This window comes from Neobacillus rhizophilus (assembly GCF_018343535.1).
Lineage (GTDB): Bacteria > Bacillota > Bacilli > Bacillales > Cytobacillaceae > Neobacillus > Neobacillus rhizophilus.
On record NZ_JAGYPF010000001.1, the window covers coordinates 730,094 to 753,129 of the forward strand.

General features: G+C 39.1%; 19 protein-coding genes. 5 read left to right on the forward strand and 14 right to left on the reverse strand.

Features of this window, described 5'->3' with window-relative positions:
• Positions 1 to 100: 100 nt before the first annotated feature.
• The 4 genes from KHA99_RS03490 to pruA form a co-directional block, all read right to left on the reverse strand.
• Positions 101 to 355 carry a biotin/lipoyl attachment domain-containing protein gene (locus tag KHA99_RS03490; protein ID WP_213116028.1) on the reverse strand — a complete coding sequence of 85 codons (255 nt, stop codon included), beginning with the start codon at positions 353 to 355 and terminating at the stop codon, positions 101 to 103.
• A 46-nt stretch (positions 356 to 401) separates the two neighbouring features.
• The gene (locus tag KHA99_RS03495; protein WP_213116889.1) at positions 402 to 1,667 is read right to left on the reverse strand and encodes a Glu/Leu/Phe/Val family dehydrogenase; all 1,266 of its coding nucleotides are present in this window, start codon (positions 1,665 to 1,667) and stop codon (positions 402 to 404) included.
• Positions 1,668 to 1,734: 67 nt separating this feature from the next.
• Positions 1,735 to 2,937 carry an ornithine--oxo-acid transaminase gene (locus tag KHA99_RS03500; RefSeq protein ID WP_284037667.1) on the reverse strand — a complete coding sequence of 401 codons (1,203 nt, stop codon included), beginning with the start codon at positions 2,935 to 2,937 and terminating at the stop codon, positions 1,735 to 1,737.
• Between the two features lie 62 nt (positions 2,938 to 2,999).
• Positions 3,000 to 4,544: an L-glutamate gamma-semialdehyde dehydrogenase gene (pruA, locus tag KHA99_RS03505; protein WP_213116029.1), complete on the reverse strand. Its 1,545-nt coding sequence runs from the start codon at positions 4,542 to 4,544 to the stop codon at positions 3,000 to 3,002.
• Positions 4,545 to 4,757: 213 nt separating this feature from the next.
• Between pruA and KHA99_RS03510 the strand changes: the two genes are divergently transcribed.
• Together KHA99_RS03510 and KHA99_RS03515 are read left to right on the forward strand one after the other, a co-directional pair.
• A complete protein-coding gene (locus tag KHA99_RS03510) occupies positions 4,758 to 6,173 on the forward strand; it encodes a sigma-54 interaction domain-containing protein (RefSeq protein ID WP_213116030.1) in 1,416 nt (471 codons plus the stop codon).
• A 481-nt stretch (positions 6,174 to 6,654) separates the two neighbouring features.
• Positions 6,655 to 6,993 (forward strand): hypothetical protein, encoded by a 339-nt coding sequence (locus KHA99_RS03515; protein WP_213116031.1) that lies wholly within the window; start codon positions 6,655 to 6,657, stop codon positions 6,991 to 6,993.
• Between the two features lie 47 nt (positions 6,994 to 7,040).
• Here the strand turns inward: KHA99_RS03515 and KHA99_RS03520 are convergent, their stop codons facing one another.
• The gene (locus KHA99_RS03520; RefSeq protein WP_213116891.1) at positions 7,041 to 8,339 is read right to left on the reverse strand and encodes a purine/pyrimidine permease; all 1,299 of its coding nucleotides are present in this window, start codon (positions 8,337 to 8,339) and stop codon (positions 7,041 to 7,043) included.
• A gap of 305 nt (positions 8,340 to 8,644) precedes the next feature.
• Here KHA99_RS03520 and KHA99_RS03525 point away from each other — a divergent pair, with 305 nt between their 5' ends.
• The gene (locus tag KHA99_RS03525; protein WP_213116032.1) at positions 8,645 to 9,517 is read left to right on the forward strand and encodes an alpha/beta hydrolase; all 873 of its coding nucleotides are present in this window, start codon (positions 8,645 to 8,647) and stop codon (positions 9,515 to 9,517) included.
• A gap of 49 nt (positions 9,518 to 9,566) precedes the next feature.
• Here KHA99_RS03525 and KHA99_RS03530 read toward each other — a convergent pair whose 3' ends face one another.
• The 7 genes from KHA99_RS03530 to KHA99_RS03560 form a co-directional block, all read right to left on the reverse strand.
• A complete protein-coding gene (locus tag KHA99_RS03530) occupies positions 9,567 to 10,022 on the reverse strand; it encodes a nucleoside deaminase (protein WP_213116033.1) in 456 nt (151 codons plus the stop codon).
• A gap of 89 nt (positions 10,023 to 10,111) precedes the next feature.
• Entirely contained in the window at positions 10,112 to 11,659 is a 1,548-nt protein-coding gene (locus tag KHA99_RS03535; RefSeq protein WP_213116034.1) for a xanthine permease, read from the reverse strand.
• A 78-nt stretch (positions 11,660 to 11,737) separates the two neighbouring features.
• Entirely contained in the window at positions 11,738 to 12,700 is a 963-nt protein-coding gene (arcC, locus tag KHA99_RS03540; RefSeq protein WP_213116035.1) for a carbamate kinase, read from the reverse strand.
• A 15-nt stretch (positions 12,701 to 12,715) separates the two neighbouring features.
• Positions 12,716 to 13,891 (reverse strand): ankyrin repeat domain-containing protein, encoded by a 1,176-nt coding sequence (locus tag KHA99_RS03545; protein WP_307851973.1) that lies wholly within the window; start codon positions 13,889 to 13,891, stop codon positions 12,716 to 12,718.
• 119 nt (positions 13,892 to 14,010) lie between these two features.
• Positions 14,011 to 15,438, reverse strand: coding sequence for a YlbE family protein (locus KHA99_RS03550; protein ID WP_213116036.1), 1,428 nt, complete (start codon positions 15,436 to 15,438; stop codon positions 14,011 to 14,013).
• A 2-nt stretch (positions 15,439 to 15,440) separates the two neighbouring features.
• Entirely contained in the window at positions 15,441 to 16,988 is a 1,548-nt protein-coding gene (gene fdrA / locus KHA99_RS03555; RefSeq protein WP_213116037.1) for an acyl-CoA synthetase FdrA, read from the reverse strand.
• On the reverse strand, positions 16,966 to 17,871 hold the full coding sequence (locus tag KHA99_RS03560; protein ID WP_213116038.1) for an oxamate carbamoyltransferase subunit AllH family protein: 906 nt from the start codon (positions 17,869 to 17,871) through the stop codon (positions 16,966 to 16,968). Before KHA99_RS03560 ends, fdrA begins: the two co-directional genes overlap by 23 nt.
• A gap of 253 nt (positions 17,872 to 18,124) precedes the next feature.
• Here KHA99_RS03560 and KHA99_RS03565 point away from each other — a divergent pair, with 253 nt between their 5' ends.
• Positions 18,125 to 19,834 (forward strand): PucR family transcriptional regulator, encoded by a 1,710-nt coding sequence (locus KHA99_RS03565; protein ID WP_213116039.1) that lies wholly within the window; start codon positions 18,125 to 18,127, stop codon positions 19,832 to 19,834.
• A gap of 287 nt (positions 19,835 to 20,121) precedes the next feature.
• Positions 20,122 to 21,429 carry a cytosine permease gene (locus tag KHA99_RS03570; protein WP_213116040.1) on the forward strand — a complete coding sequence of 436 codons (1,308 nt, stop codon included), beginning with the start codon at positions 20,122 to 20,124 and terminating at the stop codon, positions 21,427 to 21,429.
• Positions 21,430 to 21,576: 147 nt separating this feature from the next.
• On the opposite strand, the gene KHA99_RS03575 is transcribed toward KHA99_RS03570, so the two are convergent.
• The gene (locus KHA99_RS03575) at positions 21,577 to 22,284 is read right to left on the reverse strand and encodes an ankyrin repeat domain-containing protein (protein ID WP_372447562.1); all 708 of its coding nucleotides are present in this window, start codon (positions 22,282 to 22,284) and stop codon (positions 21,577 to 21,579) included.
• A 49-nt stretch (positions 22,285 to 22,333) separates the two neighbouring features.
• The gene (locus KHA99_RS03580; protein ID WP_213116041.1) at positions 22,334 to 23,032 is read right to left on the reverse strand and encodes a response regulator transcription factor; all 699 of its coding nucleotides are present in this window, start codon (positions 23,030 to 23,032) and stop codon (positions 22,334 to 22,336) included.
• Positions 23,033 to 23,036 lie beyond the last annotated feature (4 nt).

The following is a 23,036-nucleotide window of genomic DNA, read 5'->3' on the forward strand; positions in this document are numbered from 1 at the left end:
TTTTTTGCATAATATTAAATATTTTGCGCTCCAGATGCAAAAATACTCTTCCCACTAAAATGGGAAGAGTATTAAATGGATGTAAAATGAACTATTTTTATTAATCGCAGCCGGTAATTTGTAAATCATCTTGGATGATTCCTAACTTGGTTTGCGGATCCACCTTTTGTCCCTTCTTTACATAAATGGATCTTACATAGCCGCTTATACCGAACGAAATCTCTACAATGGCACCGTTCTCTGCTCTTACTAGAAATAGTTTCTCCCATTCATACACGTGGTTGTTTTCCTTTGTGACAACTTTTTCAACAGTGCCTGAACAGGGACTATAAATAGTTTCATCCTTAAAAATCAATTTTGTTCTCTCCTTATCTAAGATTTCGTCCGATTTTGAAAGCTTCTTACACCCAGCCGCGGAATTGTGCTGCTTCCGCCATTTTTCTAATACCTGTCATGTAGGCGGCCAAACGCATGTCAACTTGATATTCCTGCGCTGTCCGATAGATTTTTTCGAAAGAGTCAACCATTACTTTTTTAAGTTTCTCGGCTACTTCCTCTTCAGTCCAATAATAGCCTTGATTATTTTGCACCCATTCAAAATAGGAAACTGTTACACCGCCTGCACTTGCCAAAATATCAGGGACAAGCAGGACTCCGCGTTCAGTCAGAATATTCGTTGCTTCTAGAGTTGTCGGACCATTGGCAGCTTCCACTACGATTGCTGCTTTAATATTGGCTGCGTTTTCCGCAGTGATTTGATTTGAAATGGCAGCAGGAACAAGGATGTCACACTCTAATTCAAGCAGTTCTTTATTGGTAATTGTCTCTTTAAAGAGCTGTGAGAATGTACCAAAACTATCTCTTCTATCAAGCAAGTAGTCAATGTCAAGACCATTTGGGTCATGGACTCCACCATAAACATCGGAAACAGCAATAACCTTTGCACCGGCATCATGCATGAATTTAGCTAAATAGCTGCCCGCGTTTCCAAAACCTTGGATGACTACCCGGGCACCTTGCAGTTCAATACCTTTTTTCTTGACCGCTTCTTCGATGCAAATGGTTACGCCGCGTGCCGTTGCTGTTTCACGTCCTTGGGAACCGCCTAATACGATTGGCTTACCGGTAATAAATCCAGGTGAGTCGAACTCGCGAAGACGGCTGTATTCATCCATCATCCACGCCATAATTTGGGAGTTCGTATAAACATCTGGCGCCGGAATGTCTTTTGTCGGACCAACAATCTGGCTAATCGCACGAACATAGCCGCGGCTCAATCTTTCAAGCTCTCGAAAAGACATCTTCCGCGGGTCGCAGATGATGCCGCCTTTACCGCCGCCATAAGGAAGATTGGTGATCCCGCACTTTAAGCTCATCCAGATGGACAATGCTTTTACTTCTTCTTCATTCACTTCCGGATGGAAGCGAACGCCGCCCTTAGTTGGACCAACCGCATCATTATGTTGGGAGCGATAACCGGTAAACACTTTAACAGAACCGTCATCCATTCTGACTGGTATGCGGACTGTCAATAATCTTAATGGTTCTTTTAATAAGTCAAACATCTCGTTTTGGTAACCCAATTTTGCCAAAGCCTTTTGTATTACTGTTTGTGTAGAGTAAAACAAATTTAATGACTCCTGCTCCTTTTGCTGCTCTTTTGTCATTTCATTTACCACTGCATTAACAGACATGGAAGACACCTCGTCAAATTTTTAAAATATTTATAGTTAATTAACCTAAAACCTTTTGAATTTTTGCAACTGCCCAATCAATTTCTTCTTTGGAAATGATCAGCGGCGGTGCAAAACGAATAACTGTATCATGCGTTTCTTTACATAACAAGCCTTCTTCTTTCAATTGTTCACAATATGGTCTTGCTTCCTCTGTTAGTTCCACCCCGATAAACAATCCTTTACCGCGGACTTCCTTAATCATCGGATTGCTGATTTTCTTCAATTGATTCAAGAAATATTTTCCTAATTCAAGTGAACGTTCAGGCAGTTTTTCCTCTTCGATGACATCAAGTGCTGCAAGGGACACCGCACAAGCAAGCGGATTACCGCCAAAAGTGGAACCGTGCGATCCTGGATTAAATACACCTAAAACATCGGCATTGGCAACCACGCAGGAAATTGGGAATACTCCGCCCCCTAATGCCTTACCTAAAATAAGCATATCTGGTTCAACCTCTTCCCAATCGCAGGCAAACATTTTACCCGTACGGGCTAAGCCAACTTGAATTTCATCAGCAATAAATAAGACGTTGTTTTCTTTACATAGTTCTGAAGCAGCCTTTAAAAATCCGTCAGGAGGTAAAATAATTCCCGCCTCACCTTGAATCGGTTCCATTAAGAATGCTGCAGTGTTTGGTGTAATCGCTGCCTTTAGCGCCTCAAGGTCACCGTAAGGAATTAAATTAATGCCAGGAAGCATCGGGCCAAAACCGCGCTTATATTCTGGGTCGGAAGATAAGGAAACCGCACCCATTGTCCGGCCATGGAAATTGCCTGTGCACGCAATGATTTCTGCCTGATTTTCTGCAATGCCCTTCACATCATAACCCCAGCGGCGTGCAGCTTTTAACGCCGTTTCAACTGCTTCTGCACCAGTGTTCATTGGAAGTGCCATGTTCTTGTTGGTCAGCTTGCAGATTCTTTCATACCAAGGGCCCAGCTGGTCGTTATGGAATGCGCGTGATGTTAGAGTTACACGGTCTGCCTGGTCTTTCAAAGCTTGAATGATTTTTGGATGACGATGGCCCTGGTTTACTGCAGAATACGCACTAAGCATATCCATGTAGCGTGTTCCTTCAGGATCTTCCACCCAAACCCCTTCCGCCTTGGAAATGACGATTGGCAGCGGATGATAGTTATTAGCTCCAAATTTATGTGTTTGTTCAATAATTTCAGTAGATTTAATTGATGTCATAGTCATTTTATGTCCTCCCTTTATTTTTGCAAGAGAGGCTTGTGAGCCCCCTTGCTATCCTCTTAAAATTACAGCGTTTCTGAAGTCGTCTTTGCCTGCATATGAAGAATTAAATAATCAGGGCCGCCTGCTTTGGAGTCCGTTCCTGACATATTAAATCCGCCAAATGGCTGATAGCCGACAATCGCACCTGTACAGCCGCGGTTGAAATAGAGATTGCCAACATGGAACTCACGGCGTGCTCTCTCAATATGCTCACGGTTATTGGAAACCAATGCACCTGTTAAGCCGTAATCGGTGTTATTAGCAATCCGCATCATATGGTCAAAGTCACGCGCTTTAGCGATAGCCAATACCGGCCCGAAAATTTCCTCAAGCATAATGCGGGCATTCTCATCAACATCGGCAAAAATGGTCGGCTGAATGAAGTAACCTTTGGAATCGTCCCCTTCACCACCGGTCATGAGTCTGCCTTCTTGTTTGCCAATTTCAATATAGCTCATAATTTTTTTGAAAGATCTTTCATCGATGACAGGTCCCATATAAGTATCTAGTGATTCAGGGCTGCCAAGCGTTAATGTCTTTGTAAGTGCAACCACTTTTTCAAGAACCTCATCATAAACATCTTGGTGAATAACAGCACGTGATCCTGCAGAACATTTTTGACCTGAGAATCCGAAAGCTGAGTAAACGATAGAAGACACGGCTAAATCTAAATCTGCATCTTTATCGACAACAACTGTATCTTTACCGCCCATTTCCGCAATCACACGCTTCAGCCAAATTTGTCCTGGGTTAACTTTAGCTGCACGTTCGTAAATGCGGCAGCCAACTTCACGGGATCCAGTGAAGGAAACAAAGCGTGTCTTTGGATGATCGACTAAGTAATCACCAATTTCTGCGCCACTGCCCGGAACATAGTTCAATACCCCATTAGGAAGACCTGCTTCATGCATCAGCTCTACAAATTTTGCAGCAATGATTGGCGTTGAGTTTGCCGGCTTTAAAAGCACAGTGTTCCCGCTAACGATTGCAGCTACTGTTGTTCCTGCCATAATCGCCAATGGGAAGTTAAATGGCGAAATGATGATACCAACCCCAAGCGGAATATAATGGAACTGATTAAATTCGCCAAAACGGCTGTTTACAGGAAAGCCATCTTTGATTTTCAGCATTTGTCGGCCGTAGTATTCTAAAAAGTCAATAGCTTCTGCAGTATCAGCGTCGGCTTCTTTCCATGGCTTCCCTGCTTCCTTCACCATGTAGCTGGAAAACTCATGCTTGCGGCGGCGCAGAATGGCAGCAGCGCGGAATATAATGTTGGCACGATGTTCAGGAGCCCAGTTTTTCCATGTTTCAAAAGTAGTTAATGCTGTTTGCATAGCACTTTCAGCTAATTCTAGGTCAACCATCGATACGGTACCGATAACTTCTTCCTTATTTGCTGGATTGATAGACGCAATCTTTTTGTCGGTTGTAATTAGCTCTCCGCCAATTACGACTGGATAGTGCTTCCCAAGCTGTGATTGAACAAAGTCAAGTGCATCTTGAAATGCTTTTTTATTTTTTTCTTCAGAAAAATTCGTAAGTGGTTCGTGTGTATACGGTTGCATGTAATTAAACCTCCTTTGTTTGTATCACACTATTAATATGCAAGTTCCGTGCCAACTATTTTTTTGCAGTTTAACAACGTTTCAATATAAAAAACACGCCAATTTTTTTTGCTATTTTGCATATATTTAAGAATTTACGCAAAATTATTTTGCATTATAGTCTGATTTTTGATTAAATTAGTGCATAAGGGATTTGCAAGGAGAGAAAACGTCATGGAAAATACAAAAAGAACAATCCAACAGCTGCAATATATAAACAGCATGTACAAAAGGATATTGGACGAGGTCGACGTAGGCGTCCACGCCGTCGATAATACGGGGAAAACTATCGTTTACAATAAAAAAATGATGCAAATAGAGTCGATGGATATTCAGGAAGTGATCAATAAGAATTTGCTGGATGTTTTTAAATTTAAAGATAATCAATCTAGTACACTAGTAAAAGCTCTACAGGATGGCAAGGAAACCAGTAATGTCAAGCAAACCTATTTTAATAATAAGGGCCGTGAAATTACGACCATCAATAATACTATCCCAATTTATCAAAATGAAAATCTGCAAGGCGCAGTAGAAATTGCCAATGACGTAACAAAACTCGAACGCCTGATAAAAGGAAATACCAATAAAAGCGGCACCAGATATACCTTTGATAATATCATCGGGAATAGCCCTGCCCTTAAAGAAGTGATCGAAGCAGCGAAACGTGCCAGCCGGACTGCATCCTATGTATTAATCGTTGGGGAAACCGGTACAGGCAAAGAGCTTTTTGCGCAGAGTATTCATAATGCCAGCACTCGGCTGGCCGGTCCATTTATTTCGCAAAACTGTGCTGCCCTGCCTGATAATTTAATTGAAAGCCTTCTTTTCGGAACGAAACGCGGAGCTTTTACGGGCTCTGTTGATTCACCGGGATTATTTGAACAGGCTGAAGGCGGCACACTGTTACTTGATGAAATTAACTCTTTAAATATGAACCTTCAGGCAAAGCTGCTTCGTGTTCTACAGGAACGAATGATCCGTAGAATCGGCGATACAAAGGATACACCTGTTGATGTCAGGGTAATCGCCAATATCAACGAGGATCCGATTGATGCTGTCGCCAATAACAATCTTCGAAAAGATTTATATTATCGGCTGGGGGTGGTAACGATTTTCATCCCGCCATTAAGAGAAAGAAAAGAGGATATTCCATTATTGGTGGAGCACTTCATCGAAAAATATAATGAACGTTTTCAAATGAATGTTAAAGGATTATCTGATGAGGTTAAGCAATCATTTTTTGAATATGATTGGCACGGTAACATCCGCGAGCTTGAACATATCATTGAAGCTGCATTGAACATCATGATGGATGAAGAAATCATCAAGTACTCCCATTTACCGTATCAATACCGCAATAAAATGCAATTGAAGGAAAGAATGCTACCTCTTTCCACAGTTGATACCTATATTAATGAACAGGCAGATATTGCGATACCTCTTAAGGAGCAACTAGAGCTATTTGAAAAATCCTACATCGAGCATGTGTTGAAAAAGAATAACAACAATATTTCAAAGAGTGCCAAATTGCTAGGCCTAAGCCGGCAAAGCCTGCAATATCGGATGAAAAAACTAAATCTCAGCATTTAATATTCAAAAAAAAAGCGGTAATGAACGGGATTACCGCTTTTTTGCATTCACAAACAGGGCTTGTTTTACATAAAAATATTATTATATAAAAGTATTTGCAGCAGCTGTTACCTTTTTAAAAATAAAAGCATAATTATTCCATTTTTACCCCATACTAAATAAAAACGTTGAGGTGAAAAAAATGGGACTACTCAGCTCATTCAATCAATGGAGAGAAACACGCTATCAAAATCATCTCTCCACTATGAAAGACCAAGGCAAATGTCCAGATTGTTTTGGCCGAGGCTACACCGTTTACCCTTACAATGAATTTGCATATTTTAATTCGTTTGAATGTCCGGGATGTCAAGGCAGCGGCCATTACACGGATTGGGAAAGCTATCAATAAACTAGTCCAAAATAGAAAGAGGCAGTCTCACATGGGTTTTGATCCATTAGCCTTCGAGACTGCCTTCTTATTTACTTGATTGGAGGTAATGCAATGGCGGTTATTGTCCACCAGACATTCACGATTAAACAGGATAAATTTAAAGAAGGTATTGAAAATTTACGAGAAATAAAAAAATTTAGAATGGAAAATTATAACCATAAGGTTGAGATTCTAACTCCAATTTCTGGAAACGATCATACATATGCATTGCTCTCTACTTACGACGGGTTAGCGGAGATGGAATGGCAAAATAAGAAAATGTTTGATGATGAAGAATATCTGGAACTAATTGGACCGTTTTTTCTTGAAAATATAGCAGAAGGCAGCATGTATACGCAGATTTATCGCACGCTTAGCGATAAAAGCAATGAGAAGAAAAATGACAAATAACAGCAGAAAGCGTGCAAAAATTCTTTGCACGCTTTTTTCTAATAAAATCACATAGTGGTAGATGGCTGTTTTTCTTTCCAAATCTGTTCAAGTAAGATCGCCATGAAAGTCCCGACTAATAAACCATTTTTACCCAAATTTTGAATCACGTACGGAAGTCCATTTAAGCCATCTGCAGGTAAAAACATTGTTCCAATCCCTAATAGGAGTGAAATTCCAATAATGGCTATATTCCTATCGTTTAATGGGTGCTTTATCAATGACCTGATACCAATTGCCAGCATATCAATTAGTGTTGCTAAAAGCGCAGCACTTGCAACAGATAATGGCAGCGATGCCAACATACTCACTGCTCCAGGAAAAAAGGAAAAGGCCATTAAAACCCCACATGCTGCAACGAATGGAAAAATCCTGTATTGTTTGGTTATCTTAACAAACCCTGCAGTCGCCGGAAGCGGTACAACGGCAATAGTTGAAAATACGGCTGATAAAATATGAGAAAGTCCCCCAGCACATGTTCCTTTATAAAGCCTAACTTCTAATGATGTTTGTTGATTTGGAATTGTATCCGCTGCAGCACTGATAGCTGCAAATGTGTTTGAAATGAGTAAAAAGGTAAATAGTATCGATGTAATCAAAATACCACTTGTCAAATGTGGATATCCCCAAGGAAATATCTCAGGAAATTTAATCCATGATGCTGAATAGGATATAGACTGTGAACTCTTACCGAATATTAATAACAGCACCCAACCGCATAATATACCTATTAAAATTGCGTAACTTTTCAGCCAGCCCTTTCCTTTTGTGGAAAGGAAGATGATAAGGAAAAATACTAGTATTGCAGCAAAGAAACTCAGCTTGTCAATCTGGCCTGTAAGAGGATTTATGGATACCATTCCTTTTATAAATACACCACTTAGCTGGATAGCCAAAATAAAAAGAAAACAACCAGTTACCAATGGAGAGAAGAGGAATAACAAATGACGGACCCATTTCGACACGCCTAATAACAATAGCAGCATTCCTGCTAAAATTAATCCAGCTTCAAGAGTCTGTAATGTTTCTTTCATTGTTAACCCCTGCTCCGCGCCAACTCCTGCGAAAATAACAAAAATGCTTACCCAGGACCCAGCAGGTCCGTCTGCAATTGGAAATCGATGGCCAAATTTTGCCTGAATAAAAGAGCTTAATCCGACAATAAAAAACGTTCTTTGCATAAGGTCCGAAATTGCTGCATCAGAAAGGTGAAATACATTTCCAATCACAATCGGAAGCGCAATCGAATTTGCGAGTAAATAGATAAACCATTGAAGGGTACTAAAGAAATTATTACTTTTACTCATTTGCAAAGCAGCTTACCTCCAAAAAATAATTTTATTAGAATTCAAAGTCCGGCACCATCTAAAGAAAAGTGCCGGACAAATCCATTCAAGCAATCTTTATTACGCAACAACAAAATAATGGAAAGCTCATCAGTGTTCCAACATCTTGACTATATCTTCATTTTAGACACATTGCACAAATCCGTCTTTGTACGACTAATCCAAAATATCAGTATTTTTGTTAGGCAACATACACAATGACTTTTTTTACATTCTTTGATAAACTTGGCACGTTCTCAATACTTCATGATTGGACGTGCAAATTGATGAAGCAAACAGTTATATATAAGCAGAATGATTCTTTTGAACTAAAAGCAGATTACTTTGGAACAAATCGAGAGCATGCACCTGTTGTGGTTTATATTCATGGCGGGGGATTAATTTGGGGAACAAGAGAAGAAATTAGTGACGATATGATCCGGTTATATACCAACAATGGGTTCGCGTCGTTTTCCATCGATTATCGCCTGGCACCAGAAACGAAGCTGCCGAAAATTCTCGAGGACATTCAAGATGCAATAGATTGGATTATCACAAAAGGAGCCGAACAGTTCTCGATTAATCCAAAAAAAATCGCTGTAGTTGGTAGTTCCGCTGGCGGGTTTTTAGCACTAAGTACCGGCACCTTTAAAAATAAACCAAGCGCAATTGTCTCCTTCTATGGATATGGTGACATTTTAGGTAAATGGGCAACTTCACCAAGCAAATATTATTGTCAAAAAGACATGGTTCCACAAAATGTAGCAAATACTCTTATTTCAGATAAGACACTTACCGAAGCCTCTGTGGAAGAGCGGTTCCTTCTTTATGTACATGGCAGACAGCAAGGTACTTGGATTAATTTAATCACTGGCACGATGCAAGAAAGCAACAAAGAAGGGCTCAAGAAATATTGTCCAATTCACAATGTTACTAAAGACTATCCCCCAACACTAATGCTGCACGGGACAAAAGACATGGATGTTCCATACGAGCAGTCTGTCTTTATGAGAGCAGCAATTATAAAGGAATCTGTCGAAGCAAAGTTAATAACCATACCAAACGGAGAACATGTATTCGATAAAGATTTTCATAATCCAGTTGTTCAAAATGCACTTCAACAGGTTGTTGATTTCCTGCACTCCCACCTAAACATGTAAAAAAATATAAAACGTCTGGTACTGATTACCAGACGTTTTATATTTTTTATTACTTCTCGTTAAGCTTATGGAAGTGCTCAAATAAGTTATCGCAATCATCTCTTTGTTCTACTTTTACCATTTTAATAACGCTATCATCTTCACCTTTTAAATATTTGCGCAGGTGCATGTCGGAGAATCCATGCTTTTCAGCATCTTCTTTTGTATTAACGTAATATACCTCTTTAATCCCCGCCCAAATCATGACAGCCACACACATTGGACATGGCTCACAAGTTGCATACATTACGCAATCTGATAAATCAAAAGTCCCTAATTTTTTACAAGCTTCTCTTACCGCAACCAATTCTGCATGTGCAGAAGGGTCAGTATCTCTCATCATCGTATTGCTTACTGCAGCAATGACTTCACCATCGCGTACAATTGTGGCACCAAATGGTCCGCCGATCTTATTGTTCATACCTTCAATCGTTGCATCAACAGCCATTTTAATATATTTTTCCATAGCCAAATCCTCCAAGTTTTGTTTATAAAAATTTTTTGAATAACTAAATTTGGAAGTCATCTATTTTATATTCCTGAACACTTTCACTTTTACTCTGTAACAGGACCAATGTTTTCTTTCTTGTTTACATAGAGTTTATACGCTAAAAATCCTGCAATTAGTAGATATCCCCAAACGAAAGGCATAGCAGTTGGTTGGGCGAGTCCGACAGTGTTTGTATGAATGGCACCAACAAATGTTAAAATGGCCCCCAGCATTGCAGCTACTACGCCTCCAATAGGTGTGTTACGGATCGTAAAGATTGCAATACAACCCCAAAGAACACTAGTAATAGGTGCACCATTACCCAGAGCAACCAAGCCATCGTAGAAAAGTCCAGCATTATGCAGGGCATGTGAAGAAACTTGACCGGCAGCAGTCCCCACCGTCATCCCAGTAGCTGAAATTGCATTATTAACAGCAGTAAGCGCCCAGGTAGCAACCCATGGGAAGAAACATACAAAGATTACAGGGGCTTCAAATTGCGGACTGTTTTTGACAGCTTGATGCCCTGATACAATCGCAATAAACACGAGCATAGGAACAATCGCCGCAATCGGGATAACAGCCAGTAACAGACCCATAAGACTTAAAATCGATAATACAAATATTGCTGCACAGCTAGCAATAGAATAGCCTATACCTGCACCAACTTCTTTCCAACCAGCATGACCTACATATACAGTTACCGGGAATGGGTTTCCACAAAGGCCGCCTATCGCTGAACAAATACCATTTGTTAGCATTACGTCTCTAGTTTTGTATTCATCCCCAACAACAGCAGCAGCTTCAACATTTTCCAGATTAAAAATATAGTTCGCCAATCCTAGAGGTACAGCCGTCAATAAATATGGCAGCGCAGCGCCAATATGATCGAAAAGTCCATTTAAATGCAACATGGGAGGATTAAAGCCAAATGATTTTAGAGCTTCAGTAACGTCGGCAGGATTTTGATATCCAGCTATCCAAGCAATTGCCGTTCCAATTACAATCAATAATAAACCTGTAGGTATTTTCTTTAATATTGGATGTTTACTTAACCAGTTCATGAAGATGATGATAATTGCAACAAATGCCACTATAGGCATTTCAAAAGATTGCAGCATTGGGTTCATACCCAAGAATACAAAAGCCAAACCTGCTAAGGCTGCCAGTAATACAGTCCTTGGGACAAACTTTCTAAGAGTATCGCCCAGGAATGCACCTATTATTAGCATGGTTGCCTCAAAGAAGCACCAAAGCACACCCACTGTTGTAGTAAAAGCAGCATCCTTTGTTTGATGATATAGAGGAAGCATAATTACAAATACGATAAGAAAAATACCAGGTGAACTAGAACCTGATGGTAGTGCGGTAACATCTGATCTGCCTGTTTTTTTAGCTAATTTATAGCCAAAATAAGCAAATACAATGCCAGATAGAAGCACAGCAAGTCCAAAGCCAGGAACAATTTGTTTAAAAACAAACTCTTTTGGCATACCAACTACACCAATTAATAGTGAGATCATAACCAAAAAGTCTGTCAAAACATTAACGAACAAACCGAAGGAAGCAGCAAAGTCTCCTTTTTTCCATAAAGATATATTTGCATTTGCCATGTAAATTCTCCTCAAAAATGTATTAATTTTTAATACAGCTAAACCTTTTCTAAATTGGCTTATTCCATTTACTACCCATTAAGTTGTTGTTTTTTTAACAATATGGGTACCTGCTTTTTCTTGAATAGCATCCTTTAGACTCTCAGGGTTTGTGATGATGACCCTGGAACCGCCCTTTTCCAAGAAGTTTAAACTTGCTTCAATTTTGGGAAGCATGCTGCCTGGAGGGAAGTGTCCTTCTGCAACATACTGTTTTGTTTCTTCAATTGAAATATTTTCAAGTGCCTTTTGATTTGGTTTACCAAAATGAATGCAAACTCTGGACACGCCAGTCGTAATAATTAAGGTTTCTGCCTGTATTTGTTCTGCTAACAAACTTGTTGCAAAATCTTTATCGATAACCGCATCAATGCCTTCGTATGATCTATTTTCCGTTTTAACAACAGGAATTCCTCCGCCGCCAACAGCAACGACAACAAATCCAGCCTCTATTAATGTTTTAATTGCATCTTTTTCAACAATATTTATTGGTTTCGGCGAAGGAACCACTCTTCTATAGCCGCGGCCTGAGTCTTCAATTAAGATCCAATCCGGATGTTCTTTCTTCATTTCTTCTGCTAGTTCAAAAGTAAAGAAGGATCCTACCGGCTTTGTAGGGTTTTTAAAATTAGGGTCATCAGGACTTACCTCAACCTGTGTAATAACCGTAGCAACTTTTTTGTTCATGCCTCTCTTAGCAAATTCATTAATCAAAGCTTGTTGAATTTGATAGCCGATTCCGCCTTGAGTTTCAGCGCCGCAATTGACCAGAGGGACTGATGGCATTCCAGCAACTTCATTCGCAATTTCCGATCTTCTAAGACCGAACCCTACTTGCGGGCCATTTCCATGTGTAACTACCACATTGAAGCCCTCCGCAACCATATCAGCGATGTTTACAGCTGTTTCACTAACAGCTTCATATTGATCCTGAACGGAATCACGTCCATTTTCCCGGACTAAAGAATTCCCCCCAATTGCTACAATAACTAATTTTTCCACGGCGTATGCTCCTATCTAACTACTTGTTGTTTTTTTTAATAATTCAATAGACTGCTCTTTATGAAGATGATATAAAGGGTTCAACGGGTCGTGTTTAATGGCATTCTCAATTGCTTCGATCGCTTCCTCATGTTTTCCTAATGATCTTAGACTGTTAGCCTTGTGGAAGGAGAAATCATAGCGTTGTGGCTGCATTGCAAGCAGCTTATTCATTTCCCGTACTGCTTCCTCATGTCTGCCCAATTCTCTTAAATAATTGGATTTGTGGTAAAGGTAAAACGTTTCGTCAGGGTTTAATTTACAAGCTTTATCATATTTTGTAAGCGCTTCCTCAGGCTTGTTCATTAATCTTAAGCAATTTGCTGTGTAGAAATAGAAATCTAAATCATTGGTATTGAATGTTAAAGCTTTGTTATACTCCTCAAGCGCTTCTTCGTACCGCTTTAATTCTTGGAGGTTATAACCTTTGTAGAAATGATAATCAAGATTGTTTGGTTCCTCTGAAAGAGCTTGATTGATTACTAGGATTGCCTCTTCAAAGCAATTTTCTTTATATAGCTTTTTAGCTGATTGAATTACTTGGTTATCCTCTTGATATTCTTTTTTAAGAATTTTAACTACTCTTTCCTGATTTAACTCTGCGGCATGCTGCAGGGATGATTTTCCGTCCCTATCCTGCAAATTCACATCAGCCCCAGCCTCTACAAGAACTTCTATAATATTCGAGTATAAACGGCCCCCATTGCCTAAAATTACGGCTTCGAGAAGTGCTGACCAGCCTAAATTATTTACATGATTGACAGGAACTCCTGCATCAAGGCAAACTTGCACTGTTTTTAAATAGCCTTTCTCACTTGAAGGCAATAGGGCTGTACCGCCAAAACGGTTGACACTTTTTAGGTCTGCACTATATTCCAGCATCATGCTAAGAATTTCATGAAAGCCATTTGCACCAGAACAAATGAAAGGTGTTAGCTGTGTAATATCTCTGGTATTAACATCACTGCCTGCTTCCAACAACAGTTTCACTGTATTTACTTGATTTTTTTGAGTTGCAGCCATTAATGCTGTCCGGCCATTTTCATCTTTAAAATCAACACTTGCTCCTTCTTCGAGCAATTTTTGTACAGTATTGACATCTCCTTGTTCACTAGCAAGGATCAATTCCATATTTAAAGACTTATTGTCCACCTACAATCGCTCCCGTTCTTATGTCCTGTCACACAATTTCCTATGGGGCTTTGGGGGGGAAGGTTCCCAAACCAAGAATAAAACTTGGGACATCAATCTCCCCCAAAAAGCATATTTGATTAATGAATATTTTCGTTTAATGCCAACATTGCTTTTTCAAAAGCTTCTACCGGCGGATAAGTGATACCTGCACCAATCATTCCGATGCCTGCTTCTTTATGCGCAATGGCGGTATTAATGACTGGCATTATTCCTGTTTGAACAACTTTTCTAACATCAATTCCAGTTGGAAGACCCATAAAATCAAGCAATGGGATTGTTACATTCGGATTCTGAGTTGTCGTGATTTCCTTCATTTTTGTTGAAAAACCGATAGCATCCTCAACTGTACCCCCTACAAGCGCAACAATTGCTGGAGCCGTTGCCATTGCAAATCCGCCAAAACCGTATGTTTCCGTGATGGCACTATCACCAATATCAAGTCCAGAATCCTCCGGCTTGTATCCAGCAAACATTGGACCAACAACCTTTTGTGCAGGGCCTGTAAACCATGTATTTCCTGGCATACCGCTTACACGGATACCGAATTCCACACCGTTACGGGCCATCGTTGTTACGATTGTGCTATTTTCAATGCCATGAGCAGCATCAAGAGCACATTTTGCCATTGCCATCCATGTTGGACCAGAGAAATAATCACTGCTGGCTACGAAATCAAATACTTCTTTTTTCTGCTCGATTGTATAATCTGTTTGTAAAATATAAGGTGTTAATGCTTGAATTAATAGAGTTGTACCAGCAACATTTCGGTTATGACACTCGTCACCCATATGGAGAGCCTGGGCAAGCATCAAACGCAAATCAATGCCCTCTGGATTCAATTTCATAGCATCTCTTAAAATAGGACCAAATACATCGCGCATCCATATCAATCTATCAATGACACTTTGATCATTAGCACCCATGCGAAGGATTTTTGCTAATTGCTCACTTAAGTTTGTATAGGCAATATTGCCATACGTTTTGTTTTCAACAATGTGCATGAACATTGATGCTGAAGTAACACCTGCCATGGAACCTACACAGTTGTGTTCATGACAAGGAGCGAAAGTAATTTCACCAGATGCTGCAAGTTCAGCTGCTTCTTCTAAATCCTTTGCCAAACCTTCAAATACCAGTGCGCCGGTAACAGCACCCTTCATTGGGCCATTCATTTTTTCCCAAGTGATAGGCGGGCCAGCATGAAGAATGGTTTTCTTCGTCATACCTGGTACGCAGTTAATCGCTTGGTCATAACCGATTAAAATCGGGTGAGAATTTATAATTCTTTCTACCGCCAACTTATTTGCTTCTTCAATTTTTTGCATGATGGCAGGGTTTTCAAATTTATCAAGTGCTGCAATTAACGCATGATTTCCTCTTCCAGGCGGTGTCCATTCTAAATGAATGACTTCTGCACCTTGTTTCGCTAAATCTTCCTTGAATGACTCAATACCTACGTTGATAACATTTGGTTTACCTTTAAAAAGTTCGTTAATTTTACTCATGGCTATTCTCCTTTCACAACAAATTCTCTTGCTAATAAACCTGCGTTCTGGCTGCTGCTTGCATGAGTGACACCTGCAGCCAATAATTTATTGATTTGCTCTTCATAATCTTGCGGATCTAATTCTGTACCAAGAACATACCCAATAATCTCCAAATGTCTTCCTTCTTGTTCTGCCAGCAGTTTAGCTTCCATGATTGCAGGAAGGAATGCTCCAACCGGATCTTCGTGAGCACCGTAACCTAATACAAAGTCCATTACAATAACACCAACGGATGGATCTTTTGCTTCCTGCATAAATCTGTCAAGACGTGTAGAAGGATCAATCATTGGATGCGGCTTGCCTTGTGTATATTCGTCATCACCAAAGTCGATGAATGTATGCTCTTGACTTGTATAACGATCTTTTAAACGATACTCAGGATTTCTTGCGATATTGCTGTAAGCATTATCGAATTTCTCCATAGCTGCGTGCATTGCCTCATCGCAAAGTGTACCGCCGCTGAATAAACCGCGAATATATCTTTGCTCTGGCTTTAATTTAGTACGAACATCTTCAATTAACGGAATGTTTAATGCACGCTTATTAAGTTTGCTCTCATCTGCACCAGCAAGTAAAACCGCTTTAAGTGCTGCTTCTTTTGACATTTTGGCAAAATGACCGCCAGCTGCAGTAATTTTCTCCTCATCGCCGCCAATAAACCAAACGACAACAGGCTTTTTACATGTTTTAATTTTCGCTAGCACTTTTTCTTCCACACTTGGTGCAGGAGGCTTCGAAACAAGTACAATAACCTTTGTTTCCTCGTCATCTTCTAGCGCTTGGATTCCATCAAGCATCATGATTCCGCCAACTTCTTCTTTAAGGTCTCTTCCGCCGGTTCCAATCAACTGAGTGATCCCGCCGCCAAATTCATGGATACGAACACTTACTTCTTGGGACCCGGTACCTGATGCACCAACAATCCCGATATCTCCTTTTCTAACAGCATTTGCAAAGCAAAGGGCAGTATTTCCGATAATCGCTGTACCACAGTCAGGACCCATCATTAATAATCCTTTTTCATGCGCTAAATTCTTTAAAGCAATTTCGTCTTCGACGCTGACATTGTCACTGAACATCATGACATTCAGGTTATTTTCAAGAGCTTTTCTCGCTTCTCTAGCAGCGTAAGCCCCATTCACAGCAATAATCGCTAGATTTGCATCCGGATTATTTTCTACAGCTGAGGAAATAGTAGAGTATTTAATATCACTTTTTCCTTTTTTGCCTGAATCCCTTTTAGTAAATAATTCATTTATGCTCAAGAAAGCGTTTTCGAAGAGCTCCTCAGTTTCAGCTTTCACTACAATAATCAAATCACTTGCGCCGGCTTCCTCGACTTCCGGTGTCATTAAACCGACATTTTTCATTACCTCTTTGTTCATTTCAGTACCCATTGCGATAATCGCTTGTTCAACACCATCAATTTGATTCGCTTTAGTAGATAGCGACATTAATGATACCGAATCGAAATACGTGTTAGGTTTAATCAATGCTTGTACTAACATATACTTTTCCTCCTGCTTTTATATTGGCCTCCAATCCGCCGACAAGACCTAATGCGATGTCAGTACCGGATGAAGATCCGATGTTTAATACTTTATTTAAAGAGAGAAATAAGTCTGCTTCATTCTCACCGAGCAAGGCGTTGAGTAACAAAATGATAGACTCTCTCACTTTACCTGTGGATGCTTTCTGCAATGCCATCCAGCTAATGTCATTCGTTAAGGTTTTGGCCTTGCTAACGACATCTTCACAGAATGACCTTCTTCCATAGAATGGACCGTTCAACATACTAAAAGAGGTAAATAGCCCAACTAGAAAATCATCCCCTGATGGTGTGAGCCCTGGTCCTAGACCAATAATCGAAATGGCATGTTCTAAAGCAGATGACATTCGATCTTCCGCTAATTCGTCTAAAAGTAAATTAGTTCGCAGTTCGAGCATGCTGGACATTTTAGCTTCAAATAGGCTATTGGGTAATTCGTGTTTTTTTATTCCGCCACTTTTCCCATGAATGTCGATAAATTTCTTCAACTTTTTTAAATTTTGATTCAAAATTTCTTCATTCGAAGGATATCCGGGAACAACACTGACCCATTTATTAACGTTTTTAAAAGAAATGGCAAGCTTATTTCCAATGTGCAAAATATTCTTCTTAGTAAATACTTGATCATTTACTGCAATTTCCATCGGCCTAATATTATCAACATCGATAATTAAGGTATTGGGTCCATTATCTACGTTTCTGCAAGCAATGGTGTATAACTCACCATTTTGATGACATTTAATATTAAATGTCCGATTAAATGTACTATGAACACTTCCTGTGAATTTTGAGCTATTCAACTTCTGTAAAAATTCAACATCACCCGATACTGTTTTTAACACTTAAAGCACCTCATAAATCTGACTCAGGGAGCCTAATTTATAATTGGACAAAACTTGCCTCCTTTTAAATCATGAACTTATTCTTGAGAAAGCTTTATACAATTTTCATTTGACAAAGTATGAAGCTTACATGATTATTCTAGATATAATGCATAACACCGTCATCGTTTATAAAATCCAAAAAGCTATCTATTCAATTGTGCAACTTGCATAATGGATTGTGTTTAAATTTTGACAAAGGAGCGAGAGAAGTTTGCTTACGGTTAAAGAACTATTTAATATAAAAGCAATTGATGGCATAAAGATTGTTGCGGGAGAAAAAGGAATTAACAATGAAATTTCAATCGTAAATATTATTGAAAATCCCGATGCTTTCGACTGGCTTTCACCAAATGAATTGCTGCTATCGACTGGCTATATTTTCAAGGATAATGAGGAATTACAAAACAGAATCATTAAAGAGCTTGCTGAAATTAACTGTGCTGGACTGATCGTGAAAATGAAACGTTACTTCGATACACTTCCGAAAAATATGATTGATAAAGCGAATGAGTATGGTTTTCCGCTTATAGAGCTTCCCTATCAATACACCCTTTCAAGGGTCATTTCGATTATCAATGAGAAAGCATCAGGCAGGTATGATTTATTAAATAGAAAAACTTTGGATATGCATAGTTTGTTCTTCAGAATTACACTTGAAGGCGGAGGAATTGAGCGGATTTCCTCCATGTTGTCAGAGACAATTGGTAATCCGGTAATCATAGTCGATCAAGATTGGAAGCTGGTGAACGCAATTGAGCACATCAACAACAAAGTACCGCTTTCGTATTGTTTTGATTTAATTAAAAATAGACCTTCCTTTCCTAAAGAGTTCATAGACGCTATACCTGAAGATATAAGTGATATGAAAAAATCAATTAAAAGAATATTCCGTTTAGAGGATATAGAAATAAAATGCCGTATTCTGCCCATAGCTGCAGCAAGCAATATTTACGGGTATATCATCGTTTGGGAAACTGTACGTGAGTTAACCGAGTTTGACTTTATCATTTTGGAACAAGCATCAACGAACATTGCCTTAGAAAGAATTAAAGCGAAGGAAATTGAGGAAGTGAAGTTAAAAATTAGGCAGGACTTTTTTGATGATTTGCTCACTGGAAAAATCACCTCAACTGAATCCATTCAGACTTTAAGTGAAATGCATGGATTAAATTCACAATATAAGTACCATAGTATGGTGATTAATATAGATTCCAATGATCAGAATCAATTTGAGGATTTGGTCGCTAGAAGGGTTCAAGTGGAGAACAGATCAAAAAAATGCGTGGATTTAGTTTATGAGCATTCTAATTATTCAAATGGAGAAGTTACCTGCTTTCACCGTAATAACCGAATTATTATTTTGATTGGACAGCACGAAAATAGAGCACCCATTTCCGTAAATGAAGCGAAACAATATGGCCAAAAAATTTACGATGTTCTAGGAAAATATATTAAAAATTCGACTTTCTTAATTGGAATTGGCAGACAGTATGAAAGAATACAGTCCCTGCATAAGAGCTTCTCTGAAGCCAATGAATCCATAAGACTAATGCAAAAGTTCGATGACCGTGGGGGTATCTCGCATTTTGAAGACCATAGCATCTATCACTTTTTGGATTCAAACGTAAAAGATATGGAGCTGGAAGACTTCTTCATGAAACGGCTCGGGAAAATATATGAGCATGATAAATTCCATGGTACCGGCTATATTAATACCTTAGAGAATTATTTTCACAATAACCTTAATATTAGTGAAACTGCGAAAGCAATGTTTTTGCACCGTAATACTCTCATATATAGAATTGAAAAAATTAAAGAAATCTTGAACAGTGATTTAAAAAATGCAGAAGAACTGCTTCAAATCCAATTAGCATTAAAAATATACAGACTGCTAAACAAAAAACTTCAAATAGATTCATAAAAAAGTATTAAACTCAATCCCTGCTGTGCAAGCAGAATTTATACTCCTTGCACAGCAGGGATTATTTTTTTTATTTTGCATGCAACTTCAAAGTTCTTTCACAAACCTTTGTACGGAATGCATAAGCGTTATCGTAGTTTTTTAGTTGCTATATCCAAAGACCGTTAAAATTTTCCACTTTAAAATAAGAATAAGGATCCTATAGAAAGCGCTTTAAAAAAGTAAAGGCGGTGGGAATAACACAATCAAATAAATATACCAACATTAAAATTGTTAGGAGGAAATGTATGTCTACTAATAATATGGATAATAATCTTTTGGATCCAGAGTTTGAAACCACTCCTGTACCAAAAGAATATAGAAAATCACTGGCTTCCGTTGCAGCCGTTTGGTTTGGATTTCCAATGGTTTTAACAAGTGCTGTAATTGGCGGCGTAATTACTGCCATGCTTGGATTCAAAGTGGGTGTTACCGCAATTCTGACCGGAAACTTGCTTTTATGCCTGATTGTCGGCTCATTAAGTTATTTGGCAGGAAAAACTGGAGAAAACTTTGCAATGGCCGCCCAGAAAACCTTTGGACGGCTTGGGTATATAGCTGTTTCAGGATTACTTTCAACAGTTGTTGTTGGTTGGTTTGCCTTGATGACAGGCCTTACAGGGGATACCATGGCCCGTTCATTTGGTGCTCCGATGTTGTTAATGACCTTGCTAGGTGGAGTTCTTTATGTAGCCGCAACGTTTATTGGAATTAAAGCGTTAACCATATTAGGATGGATTGCGGCACCGCTATATCTCATTTTGGGCTTTGTTGCAATAGGTTTCTCGATTAAAACGGGAAATCCAGATATTTTTAATTTTGAACCAATTGCCGGTGCGGGCCTAATGTCATTTGGCGCTGCAGTCACCTTGGTATTTGCGACTTTCGCTGATTCCGGCACGATGACCGCTGACTTTACGCGATGGTCCAAAAATGGGCGTGAAGGATTTTTAGCTGCATTTACAGCCTTTCCATTTGGGAAGTTCATTGCCGAAGTGGTTGGTGCAATTATCGTTGCGACAGGTGTCATTCAAAACCCTGTAACGAACGGCGGGGACTTTATGCCAATTTTATCTGGACAAGGACCGCTGCTTTCCATGTTGTCTATCATATTCGTGTTTATTAATCTGGGAGTTGGATGTACACACTGTTTATATAATGGAGCCGTCGGTTTTTCCCATATGACCGGAAAAAGTATGAGATTGCTGACAATTATTCTGGGGATTATTGGAATAATTGCAGCTGTTTCCGGGATTTGGAGCGCCTTCCAAAGCTGGCTGGAGCTTTTAGGCTTAATTGTTCCACCAATCGCTACAATCATCATCATGGACCAACTAATCCTCCGCAGGAACCAAGCTGTTGATTCGGCTAAATGGAAACCGCTGGCGTTTGTAGCATGGGGAATGGCAGCCATAGTTGCACTGATGGTCAATTTCTCCGCTCCACAGCTTTCCGTTGTGGCATTCGGTATAGGTTCAGCTGCATTGTTCTACTACGTTGGCAGCCTTTTGGTGAAATCCAAGAATTTAGAAAGTGCAAAAAAGAATGCTGTCTAGGTAATTATACGTGATTGCACACTAAAGAGAATTAGCCTCTATACTGAGATAATTTTAAATATTATTTATTTTTAAAAAACGGCGAGGACTTTTTAAAAAAAGTCTCGCCTTTTTTGTAGATGAGTATTCTCAAAAACTAATGTCTTTCTACCGTTTTGCACCCGCTTGCAGGAGAATTTTTTCAATTTCAGAAAAATTTCTTTCTTTTGCATGTTGAAGAGGTGTGACACCATCAGAATCCGGTATGTTTACATCAGCCCCATGTTCTATTAATAGCTTAATGGTTTCCTGCTGTTTCCTTCCCCCGTCTTTAAGTACAATAGCTTCCATTAATGCTGTCCATCCTAAATTATTCACATGATTAACATTTATTTCTGTATTTTCTAGGAGTTCTTTCACAACTTCAACAAATCCGTGCTCTGAGGCTGGGATTAAAGCTGTGCCGCCGTACCGATTAAGGAGTTTGGGGTTTGCGCCTGCTTCGATTGTCAGTTGCAATATTTCAATATACCCTTCTGCTCCAGCATAAAGGAAGGGATTATTTTTCATTTTATCCTGAATATTAACATCAGCCCCCTTTTCAATTAAGGCTTTGGCTGTTTCAACATCATTAGCATAGGCAGCAATCATGATTGCTGTCCTTCCCAAACCATCCTGGCTATTTATATTTACTCCCTTATTTATTAAGTTATTAATCTCGGCTATATTCCCCTTTTCTACAGCTTTAAAAAATTGTTCTTTCATACTATCCGCCTCTACAATCTGATTTTCATTTGAACTTTCCAATATTATTGGGTTTTGACAACCTACTAAAAAAAATAACATTATACAAATAGATCGTTTTATAAGTATCATAATCAAATCCTATCAAATTTTTCTAAAAAAAATTAAAGTCATCCTTCGATTAAACCGACATCATATATCCCGCACCCCAAACTGTTTCAATAAATTGAGGATTCGAGGGATCATTTTCGATTTTTCCGCGAATCTTCCTGATATGAACCGTGATAGTGGTAATATCCCCAGATGAATCCAATCCCCAAATGCTTTCGAAGAGATCTTCTTTACTAAAGACCCGGTTTGGGTGCTGAGCTAAGAAAAGTAATAAGTCGAATTCTTTTGCAGTTAAAGAGATCTTTTGATTATTCACATAAACCTTTCGCGCCATTTCATCAATGACAAGCCCTCGGATTCTTATTTCCTTTTTGGCTGTATCCATATTTCCTATTAAACGCTCATAACGTGCCAAATGGGCCTTTACCCTGGCAACTAGCTCACTTGGACTGAAAGGTTTAATAATATAATCATCGGCACCAAGCCCCAGGCCTCTTATTTTATCAATATCTTCTTTCTTGGCCGAGACAATTAAGATGGGGATATTCTTTACAGCTCTTACTTGTTTACAAATTTCGAACCCATCCACCTCTGGAAGCATGATATCGATAATTAATAAGTCATACTCTTTATTTAGTGCACGTTTTAATCCTTCCTTGCCTGAGGTTTGTAATTCAACATCATATCCATTAATCTCAAGGTAGTCTTGTTGCAATTCCCCAATATCAAGATCATCTTCAATGATTAAAATTTTTTTCAATGTACTCACCACT

Bases quoted from the DNA above. Each gene is read 5' to 3' on its own strand.
- KHA99_RS03575 (WP_372447562.1), bottom strand. From the start codon at position 22,284: ATGATACTTATAAAACGATCTATTTGTATAATGTTATTTTTTTTAGTA.
- KHA99_RS03570 (WP_213116040.1), top strand. From the start codon at position 20,122: ATGTCTACTAATAATATGGATAATAATCTTTTGGATCCAGAGTTTGAA.
- KHA99_RS03495 (WP_213116889.1), bottom strand. From the start codon at position 1,667: ATGACAAAAGAGCAGCAAAAGGAGCAGGAGTCATTAAATTTGTTTTAC.
- KHA99_RS03510 (WP_213116030.1), top strand. From the start codon at position 4,758: ATGGAAAATACAAAAAGAACAATCCAACAGCTGCAATATATAAACAGC.
- KHA99_RS03535 (WP_213116034.1), bottom strand. From the start codon at position 11,659: ATGGCAAATGCAAATATATCTTTATGGAAAAAAGGAGACTTTGCTGCT.
- KHA99_RS03550 (WP_213116036.1), bottom strand. From the start codon at position 15,438: ATGAGTAAAATTAACGAACTTTTTAAAGGTAAACCAAATGTTATCAAC.
- pruA (WP_213116029.1), bottom strand. From the start codon at position 4,544: ATGCAACCGTATACACACGAACCACTTACGAATTTTTCTGAAGAAAAA.
- KHA99_RS03520 (WP_213116891.1), bottom strand. From the start codon at position 8,339: ATGAGTAAAAGTAATAATTTCTTTAGTACCCTTCAATGGTTTATCTAT.
- KHA99_RS03500 (WP_284037667.1), bottom strand. From the start codon at position 2,937: ATGACTATGACATCAATTAAATCTACTGAAATTATTGAACAAACACAT.
- KHA99_RS03525 (WP_213116032.1), top strand. From the start codon at position 8,645: ATGAAGCAAACAGTTATATATAAGCAGAATGATTCTTTTGAACTAAAA.
- KHA99_RS03530 (WP_213116033.1), bottom strand. From the start codon at position 10,022: ATGGAAAAATATATTAAAATGGCTGTTGATGCAACGATTGAAGGTATG.
- fdrA (WP_213116037.1), bottom strand. From the start codon at position 16,988: ATGTTAGTACAAGCATTGATTAAACCTAACACGTATTTCGATTCGGTA.
- KHA99_RS03515 (WP_213116031.1), top strand. From the start codon at position 6,655: ATGGCGGTTATTGTCCACCAGACATTCACGATTAAACAGGATAAATTT.